Origin of the sequence: Micromonospora qiuiae (assembly GCF_016863555.1) — a bacterium.
Taxonomy (GTDB): Bacteria; Actinomycetota; Actinomycetes; order Mycobacteriales; family Micromonosporaceae; genus Micromonospora; species Micromonospora qiuiae.
Genome location: NZ_BOPC01000107.1, coordinates 1 through 22095, shown reverse-complemented (window position 1 = coordinate 22095; position 22095 = coordinate 1). Strand labels below are relative to the sequence as shown.

Below are 22095 nucleotides of genomic sequence, written 5' to 3'. Positions count from 1 at the left end.
CCCGCCTGGTGTGGCGGGTGACCACCACTACCGCCCGGGGAGTCTCGACGAGACTGCCGGGCGGTAGTCGTTTCTGCGGACCGGGGAGTGGGCGTGGTAAGGACGCTTGACGACAGCGGTGCGGTAGATCCGTGGCGGCGGCGCACCCGTCGGAGCAAGCGGCAAATGCCGCTCTGGCAGGAGCTGCCGCTGCTGCTCATCGTGGCCTTCTGTCTCGCCGTGCTGATCCGCACCTTCCTGCTCCAGGCGTTCTTCATTCCCTCCGGATCGATGGAGGACACCCTGCTCGTCGGTGACCGGGTGCTGGTCAACAAGGTCGTCTACAACATGCGGAGCCCGCAGCGGGGCGAGGTGGTGGTCTTCCGGGGCACCGACCGATGGGTCCCGCAGGTCGACACGCAACCGCCGACGGGGTTCGCCGACAAGCTCGGCCGCACCATCGGCGACCTGGTCGGCGTCAGCCGTCCCGGCGAGAAGGACTTCATCAAGCGGGTCATCGCGCTGCCCGGCGACCGGGTGAGCTGCTGTGACGACCAGGGGCGGGTGCTGGTCAACGGCACGCCGTTGGACGAGTCCGCGTACGTCCTGCGGGACTCGCCGCTGGACCTGCCACCGAACCCGGAGGAGTGCCGGTCCCGGCGGTTCGAGGAGATCGTCGTCCCACCCGGCCAGATCTTCGTGCTCGGCGACCATCGGCTGGTCTCGCAGGACGCGCGCTGCCAGGGCCCGGTGCCCATCGACAATGTGGTCGGGCGGGCCTTCGCGGTGGTCTGGCCGTCCAGCCGCTGGCATTCGCTGCCGGTGCCCGAAACGTTCGCCAGCGTCGCTCCGCCGGCTGCGGCCACCGGTGGTGTCGCCCCGCCTTCGCGACCCACGCCCGACGGAGGTGTCGTCCTGCTGCTCCCGATTGCGACCGCCCTATCCTTGTTCGCGCGTTCCGGACGGTCGCACCGATCCGGGCAACGTAGGCTCCTCCCGTGATTGACGAGCAGACCGACAAGTCGCGCCACTCCTTCTGGAAGGAACTACCCATCCTCCTCGGGGTGGCGATTCTGGTCGCGGTACTGGTGCGCGCCTTCGTACTGCAGACTTTCTTCATCCCCTCGCCATCGATGGAGAACACTCTCAAGATCGACGATCGGGTGCTGGTCAACAAGTTGGTGTACAACTTCCGGTCGCCGCACCGCGGTGAGGTGATCGTGTTCAAGGCGCCGACGGAGTGGAGCGGCAACCCTGCCGGGGAGGACTTCATCAAGCGGGTGATCGGTGTCGGCGGTGACCGGGTGGTCTGCTGTGACGAGCAGGATCGCCTGATGATCAACGGCGCGTCGCTGGACGAGCCGTACATCTTCTCCTTCGACGGCCAGCGGGACAAGCCGGCGGACCAGGAGTTCGACGTCGTCATTCCGAAGGGTCGGCTCTGGGTCATGGGTGACCACCGATCCGCCTCGGGCGACTCGCTGGAGCACTACCAGCAGTCCAGGCAGAACATCACCCTGGCCACCATCCCGGAGACGGACGTCGTGGGCCGGGCTTTCACGATCTTCTGGCCGGTCAGCCGGGCCACTGTGCTGAGCGTGCCCGAGCAGTTCGAGGCGATTCCCAAGTCCTGACCGGGCGCTACCCGTGGCGTGGGCGTTGTCGTCGGTGTCTGGCAGTCTGGTGCGGTGACGGTCTACACCCCGAGGCGCGCGGCCCGCGTGCTCCTGGTCGACGGGAGGGGTCGGTTGCTGTTGTTCCGCGGCTTCGATCCGGCCCGTCCCGAGGGCGGCCGCTGGTGGTTCACGCCGGGTGGTGGCCTCGACCCGGGGGAGACGTACGCCGAGTGCGCAGCCCGCGAACTGGCGGAGGAGACCGGATTGCGACTGACCGTGGCCGAGCTCGGCGAGCCGGTCCACGCCGACGTGACGGAGTTCGCCTTCGACGGGGTGTGGTACCGGCAGGAGCAGCAGTTCTTCCTGGCCCGGGTGGCGGCCCACGAGGTGGACACGGCCGGGTTCAGCGAGGTGGAGCGGGGCAGCGTCGACGGCCACCGCTGGTGGTCGGTGCAGGAACTGGCCACGACCGGCGAGCGCTACTACCCGACGGACCTGGCGGCGGTGCTGGCCGAGGCGTTGGCCGGCCCGGCGCAGCAGAAGGGAGGCTTGGCGTGCTGACCCCGCCGCGCACGGTGGTGCGCCGCGAGGCCGGGCTCTACGCCTTGGAACGGGCCCTGCAACGGCGCGGCTTCCGGTTCGTCGCCGGTGCCGACGAGGCGGGCCGGGGTGCCTGCGCCGGCCCGCTGGTGGCCGCCGCCGCGGTGCTGCCCGAGGGCCGCCGCGGCGAGATCGACGGCCTGACCGACTCCAAGCTGCTCACCCCGGCGAGCCGGGAGCGGGTGTACGACGAGGTCGTCGCACGTGCCGCGGCGTACGCCGTGGTGGTCATCCCCGCCGAGGAGGTCGACGCCCGAGGGCTGCACGTGTGCAACCTCGCCGCCCTGCGCCGGGCGCTGGCGTCGCTGGCCGTCCGGCCGGAGTACGTGCTCACCGACGGCTTCCGTGTCGACGGGCTGGAGGTGCCCGGGCTGGCCGTGTGGAAGGGCGACCGGGTGGCGGCGTGCGTGGCGGCGGCGAGCGTGCTCGCCAAGGTGACCCGGGACCGGATCATGGTGGATCTGGACGCCAGGTATCCCGGCTACGGCTTCGCCGAACACAAGGGGTACATCACCGCCGAGCACACCGCGGCGTTGCGTGAACGCGGTCCGTGTCGGGAGCATCGGTTCTCCTACGTGAACGTGGCCGCCGTGACCGGCCTCGACGGCCGCCCGCCGCGCTCGCGCCGACCGCTGGGCGCAAGCCCGGACGAGCCGATGGAGCGTTCAGACGCCGCAGGGGGTACCGTCGGCGTGGCGTTGGGCGAGCAGCCTCGGCCTCCGGCGCCGGTGGGGGAAGATGTGGTCATGGAAGGCGGAGTGCGATGAGCGCGGAAGATCTCGAGAAGTACGAGACCGAGATGGAGCTCCAGCTCTACCGGGAGTACCGCGACATCGTCCGCCAGTTCTCCTACGTGGTGGAGACCGAGCGGCGGTTCTACCTGGCCAATCAGGTCGACCTGCACGTGCGTAACTCCGACGGCGAGGTCTACTTCGAGGTTGAGATGCACGACGCCTGGGTGTGGGACATGTACCGTCCTGCCCGGTTTGTCAAAAATGTGCGTGTGATGACGTTCAAGGACGTCAACGTCGAGGAGTTGGAAAAGCCCGACATCTCCCTTCCCGCCGACTCCGGTTTCGGCGGCTGATCCACACTCCGTGCTCCGGGCCGGAGCCGTCGGCGGACCCCCACCCGCCGTCAGGCGTCTTTCAGGCCCGGTCTGGGTTGCGGTCGCATGTCGGGCCCTTGCGCAGGCCAGATGGTCCAGGTTGCCGCAAGCCGTGGCCGGTCCATAGCAGATCACCTGTCTCGGCGGGGCTTGTCCACAGCGCCATCGGTTATCCACAGTGGAGCGCCTCGGGGTAGTGGGCCTGCCTTCGCCCCGGCAGGCTCCCCGGTATGCGAACACGGTTGATCCCGCTACGCCGTACGCTCTGCGGTTTCATGCTGATCATGCTGCTGCCCCCACCGACGGTGCACAGCGCCGCGGCGAGCCGGCTAGCTCCTCTGAACGGCTCGGCCCCGCTCAACGGTTCGGCCCCGCTGGGTGGTCCGGCCCCGCTGGGTGGTCCGGCCCCGGCCAGCGGTCTATGGCCAGCGGCGTGGCAGCTGGCGGAAGGCATCGCTCCGCCCGGCGCCGCCGGCCCGTTCCGGTGGCCGGTGGACGGCACGCCGCATCCCGTACGCCAATTCGATCCGCCGCCCCGGCCGTGGCTGTCCGGTCACCGTGGGGTCGATTTGCTCGCTTCGGCCGGCGCGCCGGTCCGCGCGGCCGGTGCGGGCACTGTCTTGTTCGCCGGGATGGTCGCCGACCGGCCGGTGGTGACCGTGGGGCACACCGACGGGCTGCGGACCACCTACGAGCCGGTCCGGCCGGCGGTCGCGGCGGGAACCGTGGTGCCGACCGGGGCCGTCCTGGGTGACCTGCTGGCCGGGCATCCCGGCTGTCCCGCCGCGGCGTGCCTGCACTGGGGGCTGCGTCGCGGGGCCGACTACCTCGATCCGCTGGCCCTGCTCGGCCTCGGCCGGGCGCGCCTGCTACCGCTCGACGGGATCGGCGTGGGTCAACGTTGGGCGAGCAGCGCGGGCAGCCGGGCGGCGAGCCGTTCGTACTCGTCGGGCGAGTTGTACACCTGCCCGCAGAGCCGCAGCCAGCCGCGTCCGTCCCAGGCGGTCACCGCGACCTGGGTGGCGAGCCGCTCGGCGATCCGCTCCCGCAGCGCCCGCGCCGCGTCGATGCTCGTGGCCAGGCCCGCCGGCAACGGAATGATCCGCATGGCGACCGTGGGTCCGCCCGGGTCCGGCAGGTCGGCCGGTGACACGCCGAGCGCGTCCCCCACCACCCGCTGACCGTACGCGGCCAGCGCCGCGTTGTGCTCACGTACCCGATCGAGGCCCAGGCTGCGCAGCGTGTAGAGCCCCACCGGTGCACTGAGCCAGGCGGTGTAGTCCGCCGTCGCCTGCCACTCCACCCGCCCGGGGAAGCCCGCCTCCTGCTCCCAGGAAACCACCAACGGCTCGATCCGCTCCCGCCACGGTCGGGCGACCACGAGCAGGGCGGTGCCCCGTGGGGCGTACCCCCACTTGTGCAGGTTGCCCACCCAGAAGTCGGCGCCGATGCTCTGCACCGTCGCGGGCAGCATGCCCGGCGCGTGCGCGGCGTCGACCAGCACCGACACCCCCTGCTCGCGGGCCACCCCGGCGATGGCGGCGGCCGGCAGCAACCATGCCGTGGCCGAGGTGATCTGGTCGATGACGAGCAGCCGGGTACGCCCGGGCCGCAGCCCGGCCCGCACGATCTGCACGACCTCCTCGTCGGTGGCGGCCAGCGGCAGCCGCAGCACCCGGTGTGTCGCCCCGGTGCGGCGGCACTCCCGTCGGACGGAGAACTCGACCGCGCCGTAGCCGTGATCGGTGGTGAGCACCTCGTCGCCGGGGCGCAGCCCGAGCGACTGAAGCACCACCGCCACACCGGTGGTCGCGTTGGTGGTCAGCGCGGCACCGTCAGGGTCGGCGCCGAGGAAACCGGCCAGATGGCGGCGGGTGTGCGTGATCCGGTCGACCAGCCCCCGGGTGAAGAAGCGCAGCGGGTCGGCCTCCATCTCGTCGCGTAGCCGCTGCTGGGCTCGCTGCACGACGATCGGCACCGCGCCGAACGAGCCGTGGTTGAGGTGGCTCACCGCCGGGTCGAGGGAGAAGAGCAGCCGGGCGCCCGTGATCGGCTCGGGCGGCGGTGGGACGCTCACCGGATGAGCGTAACGCCGAAGTGATCGCCTCGCGTCCGTCAGCGTCAGTCGGTGGGCAACCGTGACGCGGCCAGGCGCGGGGATATGCGCCCTGCCGGGGTGTGGCGGGGCGCGGGGTTGCGCCTGCCGGGATCGGAGTCGGGTCAGGCGCGGGGATGAGCCTGCCGGTAGGCGGTCCGCAGCCGCTCCACCGAGACATGGGTGTAGAGCTGCGTGCTGGCCAGCGAGGAGTGTCCCAGGAGTTCCTGCACCGCCCGCAGGTCCGCACCGCCTTCGAGCAGGTGGGTGGCGGCTGAGTGGCGTAGCGCGTGCGGGCTGGTCCGGGGCAGGCCGGCGGCCTCGGCGTACCCACCGACGATCCGACGGGCGGTCGCCGGGTGCAGACGGCCGCCCCGAGCGCCGAGCAGGAGTGCGTCGCCCGATGCTGGGCCTGCCAACACCGGCCGTCCCTGCCGCAGCCAGTCGTCGATCGCCTGCTGGGCCGGCATCCCGTACGGCACTGCCCGCTCCCGCCCGCCCTTGCCGCGTACCCGCACCACCCGTCGGCCGTGCTCGACGTCCGCCACGTCGATCCCGCACGCCTCGCTGACGCGTACCCCGGTGGCGTAGAGCAGTTCCAGCAGCGCCCGGTCGCGCAGCAGTACGGACTCGGCCACCCGATCGGGTGGACCGGCAGCGGCCACGGGTGGTTCGGGGTCTTCGGCCGTACGGCGGCCGGGGGCCTCGACGAGCAGCGTGGCCTGGTCGGCGCGGAGCACGGTGGGCAGCGCGCGCTGCGGGCGGGGGCTGGCCAGCGTGGCGGCGACGTCGGTGGGCAAGAGCCCAGCGCGGTGGGCCCAGGCGCTGAAGGTGCGTGCCGTCGCCGCGCGTCGGGCCAGCGACGTGCGGGCCGCGCCCATCGTCCGTTGCCTCGCCAACCAACTGCGTACCGTGTCGAGGCTCAGCTCGGACACGTCGGTGCAGCCCATTCGTCCGGCATGGTCCAGCAGGGACACCAGATCGGCGACGTACGCCCGAACCGTGTGCGCTGAGCGGTTGCGGACCGTGGCGAGGTGGCGGGCGAACTCGTCCACCGTGTCCCGCAGCTGCTCCGGCAGCGCCGCGTGCGCGGCCTGGGTGCCGCGGGTGCCCCGGTCGGAAGCGTCCGAATCTCGCACGGAACCCAGCCTACGGCCGGCGCCGGCCCGTGACCGTCCACGACCGGCGCTGCTGCCGGCGGCCCGGTCAGGGCTGGCTGCTGGTGGCCCGGTCGGCGCGGCCGGGGCTGGCTGCTGGTGGCGGCGGTTGGGGCTGGCTGCTGGTGGCCCGGTCGGAGCTGGCTGCCGGCGGTCCGATCGGAGCTGGCGGGGCCTTTGCTCCGGGTGTCACCGCCGAGCTGCGTACCGGTGACCGAACAGCGGACGTGTCTCGCCGCGCCGGAGGGTCTGGATCGCGGGGCGCAGGCCGTGCCGGGCGGCGGTGGCGAGGAAGTCCTGCAGAGGTGAGCGGAACACCCGGTAGTCGTCGTAGTGGATGGGTAGCGTGATCTCCGGTTTGACCAGGCGCATCAGGTCGACCCCCTGCCGGTCGTCCATGGTGACGAGGAAGCCGAGGATGCGGGTGCCGCCCAGGTGGATGAGCATCGCGTCGATGTCGGGAAACCGGTCGGGAATCTCGGCCAGGCTCGGGCGGTAGAGCGTGTCGCCGGTGATGTAGAGGCGCAGTACCCGCCGCCCGTCGCGGTCCAGATCGATGATCGAGCCCATCACCGCCGGCAACAGCCGGTCGAGCAGGCCGGGGCCGTGGTGCCCGGGTACGGAGGTGATCGACAGGCGTTCGTTGCCGTGGTGCAGTTCTCGCCGCTCCCATGTGGCCAGGCCATCGGCGGCGGCGAAGCCCCACCGCTTGAGCCGGCGCTGCGCCTGTGGGGTGGTGATGATGGGCAGGGACTTCGGCAGCCCGTGCCGGGCCGTCCGGTCGAAATGATCGCCGTGCATGTGGGACAGGACAACCGCGTCGAGGTCGGGCAGGTTCTCGATCCGTGTCGCGGGATTGGTGAGCCGGCGCGAGAACAGGCCGTAGCCCAGGTAGGCGCGCTGCCCGGAGTGCAGGAAGTTGGGGTCGGTGAGCAGGGTGAAGCTACCGAGGCGCAGCACGGTGGTCGCGGTCCCCACGAAGGTCACCTGACCGATCGGATCGAACCCGGAGGGCACCTCCGCCTCCCAACCCGCGTCCGGCTAGCCGACGCGATCGAAGTTCCTCAGTTTCGCCGCGTGGTCTCCCAGGACCATCGGGTGGGGGGACCGTTGAGCGAGCCGCGCGCCAGCCGCCGAGTCCCGGACAGCTCCGCGATACCCGGGATCCGCCCGACCAAACGTCCCCGATTTTGCGCCGGTCTCGGTGGCTTCGGTGTTCCGGTCTCGGTCGGTGTTCCGGCTGCTCCCGGCCGGGCCGGTGTTCCGGCTGCTCCCGGCCGCGTGGGGTGTTTCGGCTGCTCCCGATCGGGCGGGTGTTTCGGCTGCTCCCGGCCGGATGGGCTGTTTCGGCTACTCAATCGGATGGCCTCGATCGGGCCGGCCGGGCTGCCAGGAAATAGCCGTCGTCACGGCGTACCACCAGGGCCAGCTCCTCAAGTGTGGACAATTTGCGCAGCACCGTCCGGACGGCCAGGCCGGCTCGCGCGGCGAGGGCCTCCACATCGACCGTGCCACGCCGGGGCATCGCCTCCACGATTGCCCTCGCGTCATCGTCGAGCAGGTCGGTGGGCCGATCCGGACCGCGCGGCACCGGCGCCAGCTCGCCAATCCGACCCACCTCCTCCAACACCTGGTCGAGGCCGGTCACCAGCCGCACCGCCGGCTGCTCGCGCAGCATCTCGTGGGCGCCGACGGACATCGCCGAGGTGACCGGACCGGGCACCACCATCGCCGGTCGGTTCAGCGCGATGGCCCGTCTGGTGGTCTGGGTCGCGCCGCTGCGGGCCGACGCCTCGACCAACACCGTTCCCCGCGTGCCCGCCGCGATCACCCGGTTGCGGATGAGGAACCGTGGGCGCAGGGGCTCGGCCCCGGGCGGCCACTCGCTCACCAGCAGGCCGGTGTCCGCGATCCGGTCGAACAGCGCCGCGTTGCCCATCGGGTAGGGGCGGTCCACGCCACAGGCGAGCACCGCGACGGTGCGGCCATTCGCGTTCAGCGCACCACGATGCGCGGCGGCGTCGATGCCGAACGCACCACCGGAGACGACCGTCCAGTCCCGGTCGGCCAGGCCGTAGCCCAGACTCGTGGCGATGTGGATGCCGTACGGCGTGGCGGCGCGGGCACCCACCACCGCTACGGAACGTTCCAGCGCCTCGGCCAGCGGCCATGGTCCGCGTACCCAGAAACAGAGCGGCGGTGCGGTCTCCAGGTCGACCCGGCGGTGGGCGTCGGACAAGTGCAACGTGCGTAGCTCCTCGACCGTCGCGGGCCAGTCCTCGTCACCGGGAATGACGACGCGGGCCGCGAGACGGTCGCTGCGTGCCAGCGCCTCGGCGGCGACCGACCGGGCGTCCCCGGCGCGACTGCGCGCCGCGACGCTCTCGCGTAGCGCTTCCTGCGGAGCCCCGCCGTCGAGCAGCAGATCCAACGTGGCCACCGGCCCGAACTCGTCGACCAGCCTGTGCACCGACCGCGTCCCTGGCTCCGCCAACCAGGTCAACGCCACCCGGGCCAACACCGACTCCTCGCGCGTACTCACGTTCCCTCTCCCGTTCTGAGTTGGATGGCCTCGGCCACGTCCTCCCGGTCGGGGCGTGCCCGTCCGTCCAGGTCGGCGATCGTCCACGCGAGCCGGATGACCCGGTCGAAGCCGCGCGCGGAGAGCGATCCGGCGTCGAGCCGCGATCGCAGCTCGGCGATGTCCTGGACCGGCAACCGCCACGGTGGCCGGCGCAGCTCCGGGCCGGGTATCTCGGCGTTGAGCCGGTGACCAGATGCGGCCCACCGGGTGGCCGCCGCCGCGCGAGCCGTCGCCACCCGGGCGGCGACGATCGCAGAGGATTCAGGCGCGGTGGACTCCATCAGTTCGGCCGCGCGCATCGGCGGCAGGCGCACCTGAAGGTCGATCCGGTCGAGCAGCGGACCCGAGAGCCGGCCGAGGTAGCGGCGACGGGTCAGCGGGGGGCACTCGCAGCGGTCGTCGCCGGCCGGACTGGCGCAGGGGCAGGGGTTGGCCGCGATCACCAGTTGAGCTCGGGCCGGATATTCGGCGCCACCCCGGCTGCGGGTCAACAGCACCCGGCCGTTCTCCAACGGCTGGCGCAGTGCCTCCAGGGCCGCCTTGCTGAACTCGGGTGCCTCGTCCAGGAAGAGCACCCCGCGGTGGGCGAGGGAGACCGCGCCGGGCCGGGCCAGACCCGCCCCGCCGCCGACGATGGACGGCACCGTCGCGGTGTGGTGAGGCGCCTGGAACGGCGGTCGACGGAGCAGCCCCGCACCCGTCGGCAACAGCCCGGCGATCGAGTGCAGCGCGGTCACCTCCAGCGCGGCGTCGTCGTCCAGGTGCGGCAGGATCGACGGCAGGCGCTCGGCGAGCATCGTCTTACCGGCCCCGGGTGGCCCGATCAGGGCCAGGTGGTGCCCGCCTGCGGCGGCGACCTCCAGGGCCCGCCGGCCGAGCCACTGCCCGGCGACCTCGGCAAGATCGGGGCCGGCCGTGGCCGAGGGCGGGGCACCGGCCGGCGGCTCGGCCAACGGGTCACCGTCGCGGACGAAGCCGACCAGCCGGTGCAGGCTGTCCACGCCGCGCACCCGTAGTCCGGGCACGACTGCGGCCTCGGCGGTGTTGCCGGCCGGGACGATCACCCGTCTGACGCCGGCCTTCGCGGCTGCCGCGACCATCGGCAGGACACCCCGCACCGGCCGCACCGTCCCGTCCAGACCGAGCTCGCCGAGGATCACCACGCCGTCCAGCGGCGCCAACGGCAGCTCACCGGAACCACCGAGCAACGCCACCGCGATCGCCAGGTCGAATGCCGATCCGAACTTGGGCAGGGTGGCCGGTAGCAGGTTGAGTGTTATCCGGCGGTTCGGCCAGCGTTGACCGGAGTTCACCACTGCAGCCCGGACTCGGTCCCGGGCCTCGTGCAGGGCGGTGTCGGGCAGCCCGGAAATGACCACCCCGGGCAGGCCAGGCGCGAGATCCGCCTCCACCTCCACCAGGTGCCCGGTCATTCCGACCAGCCCCACGCAGAGCACCCGGGCGTAACTCATTCAGAACGCCCCTCGGAGGTGCTCGACATGGGCCCGGCCGGTGCCGGGCACCAGGACCGAGATGACGTCGAAACGAATCTCGTCGACGCTGGTGCCGGTAGCCCTCAGCCATTCGGCCGCCAGCCGGCGCAGCCGGCGCGCCTTGCTCGGCACCACCGCCTCGGCGGGCGTACCGAAGTCGGCGTTGCGACGCGTCTTCACCTCGCAGAAGGCCAGCACCGGCCCGTCCCAGGCGATGATGTCGATCTCTCCCGACCGGCAACGCCAGTTCTGGGCCACCGGGCGCAGCCCCGTCTCGATGAGGTGGCGGAGGGCGCACCGTTCCCCGTACCCGCCGACGGCCTGGTTTCGCTTGCTCATGACCGGCACCCTGCTCGCGTGGGCCGCTTTCGGCGACCCCGTGGGCGCGGGCTGTGGACGACCGAGGGTGCTGTGGACAAGCGGACGATCATGCCTTCGGTGTGCTATGGCGACGATTCCGGATCTTGCTCTCCGTACTGGGTCGAAATGGCCACATCGCCCCTGGTCAGCGCGGGGGTCAAATGGCGTCCGGGCGGCCGGTCGCATACGGTGCCGGTCGTGGACGGACGACGCAGCTTTGCCGACGATCAGGAAACGCGCTGGTACCCGGGTGAACGCGACCACGGCTATGGCGATCCGGACTGGCGCGGCGCGGCGGAGGCGCGCTACCGCGACGACGAGTCGCGCGCGGCCGAGTCGCGGGTTGCGCCGGACCCGCGGTTCGACGACGACGATCGGTACGGCTCGGTGCGGCGCTTCGGCGGATCGGACCCGCTGGGGGATGTCCCGGCGGAGACCGAGCGCTATCGGGCATCGCGCATGCGGCGTTCCGAATCGGCGGACCCGGAGGTTTCCGGTGAACTGCCGGCCGATCGTCCCGGCCGCCGCGCCGCCTCCGAGCCGAGCGCACCCGCAGGTGATCCGCTGGCGAGTGATTCGGCCCGGTCCGCCCTGCTCGCTGGCTACCCGATCGTGGAGGCGAGGCGGGGGGCGGAGCCGGCGAACCCCTTGGAGCAGCCGACCGGGCCGATGCCCTCGGTCGCACCCCGGGTCGACCTGCCAGTGAACGAGGCCGGACCGCAGGCCATCGCCGCGGAGGCCGGGTACCAGACGGTTGGTACGCAGACGAGTCTGCCGGCCGGCGATAACGTCTACCGCAGCCGGCGGCCGGTGCTCGCCGTACTGTGTGCCGTGCTGGTAGTGATCCTCGAGGTGCCGGCCCTACGGGTGCTGCTGCACGGGGTGACCGCGGACCCGGTGTCCGCCGCCGACGTACTGGTGGGCACGTTCCTGGTGTGCGGCCTGCCGGTCTTCGCGGCCGGCCTGTATGGGCTGCGGACCACCGGATTCTCGTTGACCGACGGGGCGCGGGGCTGGCTGCGTCCGCCGACCGCGTACCTGACCGTCGGACTGGCACTCTTCCTCGCTGCTGCCCTCGCGGTGGGCTGAGCGGCCCGCCGGCTGCGGGCCGGCCTCGGCCGCCTCACCCGCGCTGGCCGCTTATCTGCGCTGGCCGCTCACCTTTCGCGGGCCGCTCACCTTGCGGCGGCCGATCACCTTGCGGCGGCCGATCACCTTGCGCTGGCCGATCACCGTGCGGCGGCCGCCTCGCCTCAGCGGCGACTCCAAGCCCGGCGCGCCTTGGTGTTAATAAGGGGCCCTTCCTCGACACGAGGCGTTAAAAAGGGGCCCTTCCTTACACCTCAGCCGGAGGGGCGTACACTGGTCGACTGGCGACCGCCTTGTGCGGTCGACCTCGCGTGCCCTCCTCACGAGTCGTCGTGTGGCGGCGGCCTCCCTGGTCTCGATCTTGGTCGGGCCCACCCTGGCCGACGACCGGGCACCAGGCCGTCCGGCCGCCGGCCGGACGGGACAACCAGGGACCACAGGGAGTAGGAACCATGGCCGTCGTGACCATGCGTCAGCTGCTGGAGAGCGGTGTTCACTTCGGGCACCAGACCCGGCGCTGGAACCCGAAGATGAAGCGCTTCATCTTCACCGAGCGCAACGGCATCTACATCATCGACCTGCGCCAGACTCTCGACTACATCGAGAAGGCGTACGAGTTCGTGCGCAACACGGTGGCCGAGGGCGGCAGCATTCTCTTCGTCGGTACCAAGAAGCAGGCCCAGGAGGCGATCGCCGAGCAGGCGACCCGGGTCGGCCAGCCGTACGTCAACCACCGCTGGCTCGGCGGCATGCTCACCAACTTCCAGACGGTGTACAAGCGACTGCAGCGGATGAAGGAGCTGGAGGCCCTGGGTGACCTGAGCGGCACCGCCGCCGGTTACACCAAGAAGGAGACCCTGCAGCTCTCCCGCGAGAAGGAGAAGCTGTCCCGCACCCTGGGCGGCCTGCGGGACATGCAGAAGCTGCCGGCCGCGGTCTGGGTGGTCGACACCAAGAAGGAGCACATCGCCGTCGACGAGTCCCGCAAGCTGGGCATCCCGGTGATCGCCGTGCTCGACACCAACTGCGACCCGGACGAGGTCGACTTCCCGATCCCGGGTAACGACGACGCGATCCGCTCGGCCGAGCTGCTGACCAAGGTCGTCGCCGCGGCCGTCGCCGACGGTCTGATCGCCCGGTCCGGCCGTCGCCGGGGCGGCGACGAGAAGCCGGAGGCGGGGGTCGCCACCGACCAGCCGCTGGCCGAGTGGGAGCGCGAGCTGCTCGAGGAGCCCAAGAAGGCCGACGAGCAGCAGCCGGCCGAGCAGCCGGCCGCCGTCGCCGGTCAGTGACCTCCGTCGCCGCCCGGCCACCGTCGCTGATGGTGGCCGGCGGCGGCCAGGTGAGGGCACGAACCTCCCGGATCCGGGTAACCGGCACCTCAGACCATTCCACCGCAAACGAAGAGAGAGTCATGTCCCAGATCACCGCGGCGGACGTCAAGAAGCTCCGCGACCTGACCGGCGCCGGCATGATGGACAGCAAGAAGGCCCTGACCGAGGCCGAGGGCGACTTCGACAAGGCCGTCGAGATCCTGCGCGTCAAGGGCGCCAAGGATGTCGGCAAGCGCGCCGGCCGCACCGCCGCCAACGGGCTTATCGCCCACGCCGGCCAGGCCCTGCTCGAGCTCAACTGCGAGACCGACTTCGTCGCCAAGAACGAGGCCTTCATCACGCTGGCCCAGCGGTTGGTCGAGCACGGCGAGCGTTCCGGCCTGAACAACGCCGAGGAACTGCTGGCCAGCGAGATCGACGGCCGCCGCGTCGCCGACCTGGTCCAGGAGCAGTCCGCCAAGATCGGCGAGAAGCTGGTGCTGAACCGCTTCGCCAAGCTGGACGGCACGGTTGCGGTCTACCTGCACCGCAAGGCGCAGGACCTGCCTCCGGCGGTCGGCGTGCTGGTGCAGTACACCGGCAAGACCGACGAGGCGGGCGACGCCGACGCCCGCGGCGCCGCCATGCAGATCGCCGCGATGCGTCCGCAGTACCTCACCCGCGACGAGGTGCCGGCCGAGGTCGTTGACTCCGAGCGGCGTGTCGCCGAGCAGACCGCCCGTGAGGAGAACAAGCCGGAGGCGGCGCTGCCGAAGATCGTCGAGGGCCGGGTGAATGCTTTCTTCAAGGACTTCGTCCTGCTGGAGCAGGCGTCGGTCACCGACAACAAGAAGACGGTGAAGCAGGTGCTGGCGGAGGCCGGTATCGAGGTCACCCGCTTCGTGCGGTTCGAGGTCGGCCAGGCCTGACGCCGCCGGCCGGGCGCGCCACGCCCGTGGGCTGAGCAACGACACGACGAGGAGGCTGCCGGTGTACGCGACAGACACCGGAGCCTCCTCGTCCCATAGGGTCTGCAAGGGCAGGTAGGCACCCGGCGCTCGGGTGGGGAAGGACGGGCGGATGACGCAGGTTGTGAAGGACCGGACGGTGGCGGCGGATGACCCGACGGCACCACCGCCAGGTCGGGCGCGGCGGGTGGTGCTGAAACTCTCCGGCGAGGTGTTCGGCGGCGGCGCGATCGGCGTCGACCCGGACGTCGTCCAGGCCATCGCCCGGCAGATCGCGACCGTGGTGCGCCGCGGTGTCCAGGTCTCAGTGGTGGTCGGTGGCGGCAACTTCTTCCGCGGCGCGGAGCTGCAGAAGCGGGGCATGGACCGGGCCCGGGCGGACTACATGGGCATGCTCGGCACCGTGATGAACTGCCTCGCCCTCCAGGACTTCCTGGAGAAGGAGGGCATCGAGACCCGGGTGCAGAGCGCCATCACGATGGCCCAGGTCGCCGAGCCGTACATTCCGTTGCGCGCGATCCGGCACCTGGAGAAGGGCCGCGTGGTCATCTTCGGCGCCGGGGCGGGGATGCCGTACTTCTCCACTGACACGGTGGCCGCCCAGCGCGCGTTGGAGATCCACGCGGACGTGGTGCTGATGAGCAAGAACGGCGTCGATGGCGTCTACACGGCCGACCCACGGGTCGACCCGAGTGCCAGCAAGTTCGACTCGATCACCTTCTCCGAGGTGCTGCGCCGCAACCTGCGGGTCGCCGACGCGGCGGCCTTCAGTCTCTGCATGGAGAACGGCCTGCCGATGCTGGTCTTCGGCGCGCAAGGCGAGGACACCATCGTCCGGGCGGTGGGCGGCGAGAAAATCGGCACGCTGATCACCACCTGAGCCGTCGCCGACGCGACCCCCGGTGCCCCCGATGACCCGACAAGCCACGACGAGCACAAGAAGGAGGCGAGGAGAGCGGTGATCGACGACACCCTCCTCGAGGCCGAGGAGAAGATGGAGCGTGCGGTCGAGCACGCCAAAGAGGAGTTCGGCGCCATCCGCACCGGTCGCGCCAACCCGGGTATGTTCTCCAAGATCATCATCGATTACTACGGCAGTCCGACGCCACTGACCCAGATGGCGTCGGTGGCGATTCCCGAGCCGCGGATGGCCATCATCAAGCCGTACGACAACTCGCAGATCAACGCCATGGAGAAGGCGATCCGCGACTCGGACCTCGGGGTCAACCCGACCAACGAGGGCAACCAACTGCGCATCCTGCTCCCGCAGATGACCGAGGAGCGGCGCCGGGACATGATCAAGGTCGTCCGCCACAAGGGTGAGGAGGCCAAGGTCGCCATCCGCAACATCCGGCGCAAGGGCAAGGAAGAGCTGGACCGGCTGGTCAAGGACGGCGAGGTCGGCGAGGACGAGGGCCGCCGCGCGGAGAAGGAGCTGGACGACCTCACCCAGCGCTACGTCACCCAAGTCGACGAGCTGGTCAAGCACAAGGAAGTCGAACTCCTGGAGGTCTGACCCTCTCGCGGCGCGGGCCAAGAGCGAGGCGGGACCTGGTACGTCCTGCGGGGCGGGAAGGTGCAGTAGGCTCGGCACGATTCCCAGTGACCCGGCGATGAACGGTGGGGATCGGCCGGCCGACGGGCCGGAGAATCAGACGGAGCGCCTCGCGCGGGTAGGGGATGGTAGTGGCTGTGCGTCAAGTCGTGGATCTCGTACCGCTCTCGTCTGGTGCGTGATGTCCCACCTCGACCCCTACGGTGGCGCCGAGGCCCGCAGCGGCCGGAAGGGCCCGGTGTCGCTGCCCTGGCCGGAGCCGGAACTCGAGCCCGGCCCGTGGGAGCGGGACCCGCGCCCCACTGCCGAGACGTACGGGGTGAACGGGCGCCGGGACCTGGACCAGGAGGAAGCGCCCACCGCGCAGTTCACGCCGGTGCGCGTAGGAGCTGGTCTGGATCACGAGGAGGCGCCCACCGCGCAGATCCCGCCGGTGCGCGCCGGCGCGGGCCCGGACCACGAGGAGGCGTCGGTGCGCGCTGGCGACGAGCCGGAGCCCGACGAACGGCCGACGCCGGGCAAGCGTCACCGTGGTCGGCGCCGCGCCGGTGCCGGCCGACCGGCCAGTCAGCAGAAGTCGTCCGGTCGGGCCGGCCGTAACCTTCCGGCGGCCATCTCGGTCGGGGTGTGCCTGGGCGCGGCGGTCCTGTTGCCGCTGTTCCTGTACACCCCGGCCTTCCTGCTGGTGCTCGCCGCGGCCTTCGGCATCGGTATCTGGGAGATGTCCCGAGCGGTGCGCCGCAGCGGCGCGCAGGTGCCGCTGGTGCCGCTGATCGCCGGTGGGGTGCTCACCGTCACGATGGCCTGGTTCGCCGGCCCGGACGCGCTCCTGCTCGGCCTGCTGGTCACGGTCGGCGGCACGTTGGTCTGGCGGCTCGGTGACGGCATCGCCAACTTCCGGCGGGACGCCACCGCGGCCACCCTGATCGCGGTGTACGTGCCCTTCCTCGGCGGCTTCGCCGCCCTGCTCGCCTCGTCCCCCGGCGACGGGGACCTACGGGTGCTGGTGACCCTCGCCGCCGTGGTGCTCTCCGACACCGGCGGGTACGCGGCCGGGGCCAACTTCGGCAAGCACCCGATGGCGCCGGCGATCAGCCCGAAGAAGTCCTGGGAGGGGTTCGCCGGCTCGGTCGGCGCCGCGGCGCTCGGCAGCGCCCTGCTGCTCTGGCTGCTGTTCGACGTGGCCCCCTGGTGGGGTGCCGTGTTCGGGCTGGCGATCGCCGTCGCCGCGGTCCTCGGTGACCTGGCCGAGTCCATGATCAAACGTGATCTCGGCGTGAAGGACATGAGTAATCTGCTGCCCGGTCACGGTGGCCTGATGGATCGGCTCGACTCGATCCTGTTCGCCGTGCCCACCGCGTACCTGCTGCTCGTGGTCTTTGTCCCGGCGGTGAACTGAGGCATGGATCACGCTGGTACGGCCGCGGCGTGGAGGCGGTCGGATCGGATTCGCCTCCCGCGGACGGGTACGTTCCGTGCCGGGCGTGCCAGACTGGACGGGCCATGACGAGCCTGCCCCTGATCCCGGTCGACCCGGACGCGCCCGGCGCGCGCCGGGCGGCAATGCCCCCGCAACACCTCGCCGATCTCGACCTGGCCGGCCGGAAAGCCCTGGTCACCGGGCTGGGTGAGCCGGCCTTCCGTGCCCGGCAGGTCTCCACCCACTACTTCGGCCGGCTGGTCCGCGACCCGGCGCTGATGACCGATCTCCCGGCGGCGTCCCGCGAGCGGCTGGCCGAGCAGCTGCTGCCCCGGCTGCTCACCCCGATGCGGGAGCTGGCCTGCGACGACGGTGCGACGCGCAAGGCGCTCTGGCGGCTGCACGACGGGGCGTTGGTGGAGAGCGTGCTGATGGGCTACCCGGACCGGATCACCGTCTGCATCTCCAGCCAGGCCGGATGCGGCATGGCCTGCCCGTTCTGCGCGACCGGGCAGGCAGGGCTGACCCGTAACCTCTCCACCGCCGAGATCGTCGACCAGGCGGTGTACCTGGCCGGTGTGGCCGCCTCCGGCGTGGTGGCCGGGTCGCCGCCGAGGCTGTCACACGTGGTTTTCATGGGTATGGGGGAGCCGCTGGCGAACTACAACCGGGTGGTGGCGGCGATCCGCCGGCTGGTCGCACCGGCACCGGAAGGGCTCGGGCTGTCGCAGCGACACATCACCGTTTCCACGGTCGGGCTGGTGCCGGCCATCCACCGACTGGCCAGCGAAGACCTCTCGGTGACCCTTGCGTTGTCGCTGCACGCCCCCGATGATGAGCTGCGCGACGAACTCGTGCCGGTCAACCAGCGCTGGAAGGTGCGCGAAGTGCTGGACGCGGCGTGGGCCTACGCGGCTCGCACGGGGCGCCGCGTGTCGATCGAGTACGCGATGATCAAGGACGTGAATGACCAGCCGTGGCGAGCCGATCTACTCGGGCGGCTGCTGGCCGGCAAGCTGGCCCACGTGAACCTGATCCCGCTCAACCCGACTCCGGGCAGTCGCTGGGACGCCAGCCCGAAGCCGGTCGAGCGGGAGTTCGTCCGGCGGTTGCGCGATGCCGGGGTGTCCACCACGGTGCGGGACACCCGAGGCCGCGAAATCGATGGAGCGTGTGGGCAGCTGGCCGCCGCGGAGGACAGAGGCACCGACCCGGCCGGGGAGATGTCATGACCGGGCGTGGCGAACGAGACCAGGAGACATAGTGGCGAGTCAGGGTCAGCGTTTCCGGCGTAAGGCGCTCCGCCGGGGATACAAGGTTGACGAGGTGGACGCCTTCCTGGACCGGGTCGAGGCGACCCTCGCCGGCCAGCCGGTCGGAGCCCCGGTGGTCGCCCAGGAGGTCCACGACGTCGTCTTCCGCGTTCGCTTCAACGGTTATGACGAGTGGCAGGTCGACCTGCACCTCGACCGGGTCGAACGACAGCTGGCCGAGCTGGAGGAGCGTAGCGCGGGCCGTACCGGCGGCGATCTTCGGATGGGCCCGCCGGACCGGATGGGTCCGCCGATGCGCGAGGACCGGGGCATGTCGCCGGTGCCGCAGCCGCCGATGCCACCCCGGCCGATGCCCGCGCAGGCCGGCCCGCCGTACGGCCGCTACGACGAGCCGACCGGCGCCTTCGCCAGCGGTTACGACGCCCCCGGGGGCGGTTACGACGCGCCGCGCGGCTCCGCCGGTCCGATGGGTCCGCCGGGTGCTCCGATGGGCCACGGCGGCCCGCCGTCGCGCGGTCTGCCCGCCGGCCCCGGTGGTTACGGTCCGCCCGACGGGCCGGGCGGCTACGGTTCCCCGGACGGCCCCGGTGGCTATGGCCCGCCCAATGGGCCGGGTGGTTACGGTCCCCCCGACGGGCCGGGTGGTTACGGTCCGTCCGACGGGCCGGGTGGTTACGGTCCCCCCGATGGGCCGGGTGGCTACGGTCCGCCTGATGGGCCGGGTGGCTACGGTCCGCCCGATGGGCCGGGTGGCTACGGTCCGTCCGACGGGCCGGGTGGTTACGGTTCCACCGATGGGCCGGGTGGTTACGGTTCCACCGATGGGCCGGGTGGTTACGGTTCCCCGGACGGCCCCGGTGGCTACGGCCCGCCCGACGGGCCGGGTGGTTACGGCCCGCCGGACGAGCAGCGCTTTGACGGCTTCGAAGCGGGCCGGCACGGCCGGGTCGACATGACCGCGGAAATCCGCATGCCGGACCGTCGTGGCCCTGCCGGGCCCCCGGGCCTGCCACAGCAGGCGCTCGGTGGGCCGCCGATGGCCGGGCCACCGCCGATGGCGGGTCCGCCCGCGATGGGTGGGCCGCCGATGGCCGGACCGCCCGGCAGCGACCTCTATCGGGTGGATCAGATCCGACGTAGTTTCCAGGTACGCCGGTTCGGCAGCGGGTACGACCCCGACCAGGTGGACCGGTTCTTCGAGAGCCTGCTCGGCGGGATGGCCGGGCGTAACCCGATGCCGGTGAACCCGAAGGACCTGGACACCCTGCGCTTCGGGCTGGTGCAGGGCGGCTACTTCGAGGCCGAGGTCGACGCCGCGCTGAAGAACGTCCAGGACATCCTCTTCGGCCGCTGACACAGCCACGACGAAGGCCCGCCTCCATGACCGGGGCGGGCCCTCGTGCGTCGTTCCTCGTCGTTGCGCCCGGTGATCAGGACCGCAGGCCGTTGCGGCGCAGCACCGCGTCGCCGATCACGATCAGCAGCAGGAACGCGGCCAAGCCGATCAGCCAGAGATCCTCGACCCTGCCCTCGTGGTTGCCGCAGAGCATCGCCAACAGCGCGAGCGCGGTGAGAACCGCGCCGATCCGCCCGGCCTTGCGGTGCCCAGGCTTGTGCTGATCTGGCGACGTTACCGGCTCGCTTCCCGCCACTGTCGGTCCTTCCTCGCGTTGGGATCTCCAGCTAGTCTGGCATGCCCTGTCCGCGGGGACCTGCGGTGGGGCGGACACGGGCGGTCGGACGCCCGGGGCCTTTGGCCCGTCTCGATGGGACGGGCGGCTATGGCGGCGTCGCGGGGCGGCGAGCCCACTGCCTCCGGTAGCGTTTCGGCGTACGCCTTGATTTGTCTTTCTTGAGGGGGAACTGCGGTGCGAGTGACCGGTACCGGGCACGCGAGCATGCGGATCGACACGGCTGCGGGCAGCATCCTGTGCGACCCGTGGGTCAACCCGGCCTACTTTGCCTCATGGTTCCCGTTCCCGGACAACTCCCAGCTCGACTGGGAGGCGCTCGGCGACGTCGACTACCTGTACGTCTCCCACCTGCACCGGGACCACTTCGACGCGGCCCACCTGAAGCGGTACGTGTCGAAGAAGGCGACCGTGCTGCTGCCCGAGTTCCCCACCTCGGAGATGGAGGACGAGTTCCGCGAGCTGGGCTTCACGAAGTTTCTGAAGACCCGCAACGAGGAGGTCGTCGAGCTGAACGGCGGCCTCAAGATCATGATCCAGGCGTTGACCAGCCCGACCGACGGCCCGATCGGTGACTCGTCACTCTGGGTGGAGTACGACGGCGTCCGGCTGCTCAACCAGAACGATGCCCGCCCCACCGACCTGAGCACCTTCGCCGAGCTGGGCCACGTGCACGCGCACATGCTGCAGTTCTCCGGGGCGATCTGGTACCCGATGGTCTACGAGCTGCCGCAGGCGGCGAAGACCGCATTCGGCAAGCAGAAACGGGAGCGGCAGTTCGACCGCACCTGGCGCTACATCGACGACCTGAAGGCCGACCACGTCTTCCCGATCGCCGGCCCGCCCTGCTTCCTCGACGACGAATTGTGGCAGTTCAACGACATCTTCGACGACGAGGGGAACATCTTCCCCGATCAGTCGGTCTTCCTGGCCGAGTACGCCAAGGTCGGCGGGACCAACGGCATCGTGCTGCTGCCCGGCAGCGTCTCCGAGATCACCACCTCCGGGGCGACCACCACCCATCCGGTGCCGGTGGAGGAGTTCTTCGCCAACAAGGTGGCGCATCTGGAGGAGATGCGCGAGCGCAAGCGGCCGATCATCGAGGCGGAGAAGGCGTCCTGGCGGCACCCCGAGGTCGACGTGCTCAAGGAGTTGAAGCGCCGGATCGAGCCGCTGCTCGACGAGTCGATCTACCTGGCCAAGGGCGTGGGTGGGCCGGTGCGCTTCGACCTGGTCGGCTACGACGGGGAGAGCGTCGAATCCATCGTGGTGGACTTCCCGGGCAAGCAGGTGCGGCCGTACGCCGACGAGAAGGTGCGCTACCGATTCCGTACCGAGCGGGCGCTGGTGGAGCACCTGCTGCACATCGGCGAGGTGGACTGGGTCAACTCGCTCTTCCTGTCCTGCCGCTTCTCGGCGGCCCGGATCGGGCAGTACAACGAGTTCGTGTACGCCTTCTTCAAGTGCCTGTCCACCGAGCGCCTCCAGTACGCCGAGGGCTGGTACGACGAGCACGAGCGGGCGGTCGACGCCGAGGACATCACCATCGGCGACTGGACGGTGCAGCGGCGCTGCCCGCACCTGAAGGCGGACCTGAGCCGCTTCGGCATCGTCGAGGGCGACCAGCTCACCTGCCAGCTGCACGGTTGGCGCTTCGATCTGCCCAGCGGTCGCTGCCTCACCAGCGTCGGCCACAAGATCCGTGCGCACCGCGTCGGCGAGGAGACCTCTGTCTCCGAGACCGCCCAGCCGAGCTGAGTTCGCTGCCGGTCGAGCTGTGCTCGCTGCCGGTC

Annotated in this window: 19 protein-coding genes and 3 pseudogenes; 15 read left to right on the top strand and 7 right to left on the bottom strand. The window is 71.1% G+C overall.

Annotated elements, in window-relative coordinates:
- The first annotated feature begins 93 nt into the window (after positions 1-93).
- The 6 genes and pseudogenes from lepB (Vqi01_RS27595) to Vqi01_RS27570 form a co-directional block, all read left to right on the top strand.
- Positions 94-968 (top strand): annotated as a pseudogene (lepB, locus tag Vqi01_RS27595) (signal peptidase I).
- A 9-nt stretch (positions 969-977) separates the two neighbouring features.
- Positions 978-1613, top strand: a complete 636-nt coding sequence (gene lepB, locus Vqi01_RS27590; RefSeq protein WP_204038060.1) for a signal peptidase I — start codon at positions 978-980, stop codon at positions 1611-1613.
- Between the two features lie 54 nt (positions 1614-1667).
- Positions 1668-2156 carry an NUDIX hydrolase gene (locus Vqi01_RS27585; protein WP_204038059.1) on the top strand — a complete coding sequence of 163 codons (489 nt, stop codon included), beginning with the start codon at positions 1668-1670 and terminating at the stop codon, positions 2154-2156.
- Entirely contained in the window at positions 2150-2962 is an 813-nt protein-coding gene (locus tag Vqi01_RS27580; protein WP_204038058.1) for a ribonuclease HII, read from the top strand. The genes Vqi01_RS27585 and Vqi01_RS27580 overlap by 7 nt, the downstream gene beginning before the upstream one ends.
- Entirely contained in the window at positions 2959-3282 is a 324-nt protein-coding gene (locus Vqi01_RS27575) for a DUF2469 domain-containing protein (protein ID WP_007075222.1), read from the top strand. Before Vqi01_RS27580 ends, Vqi01_RS27575 begins: the two co-directional genes overlap by 4 nt.
- 305 nt (positions 3283-3587) lie before the next feature.
- Positions 3588-4187, top strand: a pseudogene (locus Vqi01_RS27570) (murein hydrolase activator EnvC family protein); the annotation flags it as partial.
- An 11-nt stretch (positions 4188-4198) separates the two neighbouring features.
- Here Vqi01_RS27570 and Vqi01_RS27565 read toward each other — a convergent pair.
- From Vqi01_RS27565 to Vqi01_RS27540, 6 genes are all read right to left on the bottom strand, one after another.
- Positions 4199-5380: an aminotransferase class V-fold PLP-dependent enzyme gene (locus Vqi01_RS27565; RefSeq protein ID WP_204038057.1), complete on the bottom strand. Its 1182-nt coding sequence runs from the start codon at positions 5378-5380 to the stop codon at positions 4199-4201.
- Between the two features lie 143 nt (positions 5381-5523).
- The gene (locus Vqi01_RS27560; protein ID WP_204038056.1) at positions 5524-6537 is read right to left on the bottom strand and encodes a tyrosine recombinase XerC; all 1014 of its coding nucleotides are present in this window, start codon (positions 6535-6537) and stop codon (positions 5524-5526) included.
- A gap of 207 nt (positions 6538-6744) precedes the next feature.
- On the bottom strand, positions 6745-7542 hold the full coding sequence (locus tag Vqi01_RS27555) for an MBL fold metallo-hydrolase (RefSeq protein ID WP_239098716.1): 798 nt from the start codon (positions 7540-7542) through the stop codon (positions 6745-6747).
- A gap of 367 nt (positions 7543-7909) precedes the next feature.
- The gene (locus Vqi01_RS27550) at positions 7910-9184 is read right to left on the bottom strand and encodes a DNA-processing protein DprA (protein WP_372444450.1); all 1275 of its coding nucleotides are present in this window, start codon (positions 9182-9184) and stop codon (positions 7910-7912) included.
- Entirely contained in the window at positions 9094-10611 is a 1518-nt protein-coding gene (locus tag Vqi01_RS27545; RefSeq protein ID WP_204038054.1) for a YifB family Mg chelatase-like AAA ATPase, read from the bottom strand. Before Vqi01_RS27545 ends, Vqi01_RS27550 begins: the two co-directional genes overlap by 91 nt.
- On the bottom strand, positions 10612-10971 hold the full coding sequence (locus Vqi01_RS27540) for a YraN family protein (RefSeq protein WP_204038053.1): 360 nt from the start codon (positions 10969-10971) through the stop codon (positions 10612-10614). It lies immediately after the preceding gene.
- 182 nt (positions 10972-11153) lie between these two features.
- Between Vqi01_RS27540 and Vqi01_RS27535 the strand changes: the two are divergent.
- From Vqi01_RS27535 to Vqi01_RS27500, 8 genes and pseudogenes are all read left to right on the top strand, one after another.
- A pseudogene (locus Vqi01_RS27535) lies at positions 11154-12081 on the top strand (hypothetical protein).
- 452 nt (positions 12082-12533) lie between these two features.
- The gene (gene rpsB, locus Vqi01_RS27530) at positions 12534-13373 is read left to right on the top strand and encodes a 30S ribosomal protein S2 (RefSeq protein ID WP_204038052.1); all 840 of its coding nucleotides are present in this window, start codon (positions 12534-12536) and stop codon (positions 13371-13373) included.
- Positions 13374-13495: 122 nt separating this feature from the next.
- Complete coding sequence (gene tsf / locus Vqi01_RS27525) at positions 13496-14323, top strand: translation elongation factor Ts (RefSeq protein ID WP_204038051.1); 828 nt, start codon at positions 13496-13498, stop codon at positions 14321-14323.
- A 151-nt stretch (positions 14324-14474) separates the two neighbouring features.
- Positions 14475-15242, top strand: a complete 768-nt coding sequence (pyrH, locus tag Vqi01_RS27520) for a UMP kinase (protein WP_239098714.1) — start codon at positions 14475-14477, stop codon at positions 15240-15242.
- A gap of 78 nt (positions 15243-15320) precedes the next feature.
- A complete protein-coding gene (frr, locus tag Vqi01_RS27515; protein WP_204038050.1) occupies positions 15321-15878 on the top strand; it encodes a ribosome recycling factor in 558 nt (185 codons plus the stop codon).
- 220 nt (positions 15879-16098) lie between these two features.
- Positions 16099-17316, top strand: a complete 1218-nt coding sequence (locus Vqi01_RS27510) for a phosphatidate cytidylyltransferase (protein ID WP_204038062.1) — start codon at positions 16099-16101, stop codon at positions 17314-17316.
- 104 nt (positions 17317-17420) lie between these two features.
- Entirely contained in the window at positions 17421-18569 is a 1149-nt protein-coding gene (gene rlmN / locus Vqi01_RS27505) for a dual-specificity RNA methyltransferase RlmN (protein WP_204038049.1), read from the top strand.
- A 31-nt stretch (positions 18570-18600) separates the two neighbouring features.
- On the top strand, positions 18601-19965 hold the full coding sequence (locus Vqi01_RS27500; protein WP_204038048.1) for a DivIVA domain-containing protein: 1365 nt from the start codon (positions 18601-18603) through the stop codon (positions 19963-19965).
- Positions 19966-20041: 76 nt separating this feature from the next.
- Here the strand turns inward: Vqi01_RS27500 and Vqi01_RS27495 are convergent, their stop codons facing one another.
- Positions 20042-20263 (bottom strand): DUF2631 domain-containing protein, encoded by a 222-nt coding sequence (locus Vqi01_RS27495; protein ID WP_204038047.1) that lies wholly within the window; start codon positions 20261-20263, stop codon positions 20042-20044.
- A 216-nt stretch (positions 20264-20479) separates the two neighbouring features.
- Between Vqi01_RS27495 and Vqi01_RS27490 the strand changes: the two genes are divergently transcribed.
- The gene (locus tag Vqi01_RS27490) at positions 20480-22060 is read left to right on the top strand and encodes a Rieske 2Fe-2S domain-containing protein (RefSeq protein WP_204038046.1); all 1581 of its coding nucleotides are present in this window, start codon (positions 20480-20482) and stop codon (positions 22058-22060) included.
- Positions 22061-22095 lie beyond the last annotated feature (35 nt).